This window comes from Methanosarcina spelaei (genome assembly GCF_002287235.1).
GTDB classification, from domain to species: domain Archaea; phylum Halobacteriota; class Methanosarcinia; order Methanosarcinales; family Methanosarcinaceae; genus Methanosarcina; species Methanosarcina spelaei.
In genome coordinates, this window is record NZ_LMVP01000297.1 from 1 (window position 1) to 1,158 (window position 1,158).

Consider the following 1,158-nt stretch of genomic DNA (forward strand, 5'->3'; position numbering starts at 1 on the left):
CGAAATCCGTTGTTCCTCCTACAAAAAGTCCTGCTGTGGTCTGAATATTTTTCGATTTAGAGTCAGCATCCTCATACGAAAGATTCACATTCAATGTATAGAGACCTGGATCAGCACTTACGTCTGCCATTACGGTATAGTCGACTTTTACGGATTGACCTGCTTCCAGATACTTGATATGTTTTGTATTGTCGGAGTATACAGGTAAAACCACGCCTTTCGGATCATTCCAGGAGAAAACCAGGTTTTTCAGCGGAGAAGTTCCCGTATTTGTCACAATAAACTCTAGAGGCTCTTCCTTTGCGATATCAATATCAGCCTTGCTTACGGTCACAACCTGAGCATATTCTTTACCCTGAACTTCTAACTGAATTGTTTTCGTAGTTGTAATCGTATTTGACGAGGACCCGCTCTTATAAGTGGTGACAATATCAAGATCATATGTGCCTTCCGACGCGTTGGCATCAGTCATGAGTTTGAATTTCAAAACTCCAGCATCATCATCATCCTGTCTCGCATTTAGATAAGAGATGCTCTTTTCAAGGTCTTCTCCGGAAAGTTTACTGAAAGGATATTCCGGATTGAGTGTCACCTTTATGTCTTTGAGGTCAGCATTTCCTATATTCTGCACACTGAGAGTAAGTTCAACAGGTTCACCGGGACGGGCAGTATCAGGGTTTTGATTAGTTACATTTACCTGCACAGCGGCAGAGTTTATATTCCCATTTGATCCGCCAAATGCTGTGCCAACTCCCAGGCATAGGAACGTTGAAAGCAGTAGTAAAAATGTTAACAAAGAGAATTTTCTCATTTTAATTCCTCAATCCAGATATGATTCGTTTTTTATACTTGGTTCATTTTTCATATTTTGTTCATTTTTTGTACTTTGTTCATTTTCTACACTTGTTTTGTTTTCTTTGTTTGGTTCGTTTTCTTTGTTTGGTTCGTTTTCCGTATCTGGTTCATTTTCTGCGTTTGATTGGTTTTCTGCATTCAGTTCGTTTTCTGTATTTGGCTCGTTCTCTGCATTTGATTCGTTTTCCATATTTGTTTCACTTTTCGGACCTTGGCTATTTTTCTGACGTGCTTCAATTTTTTCGATTTCACCGTCTCTAATATACACTACTCTTGTTGCATATCTTACAAGCTCGACGTCAT

1 protein-coding gene and 1 pseudogene are annotated in these 1,158 nt (G+C 39.2%); both read right to left on the minus strand.

Going from position 1 to position 1,158, the window contains the following annotated elements; all coding sequences use genetic code 11:
• On the minus strand, window positions 1-811 hold an 811-nt coding region (locus ASJ81_RS13170; protein ID WP_212556081.1), incomplete at its 3' end, for a COG1361 S-layer family protein.
• 9 nt (window positions 812-820) lie between these two features.
• Window positions 821-1,158, minus strand: a pseudogene (locus ASJ81_RS23775) (hypothetical protein); the annotation flags it as partial.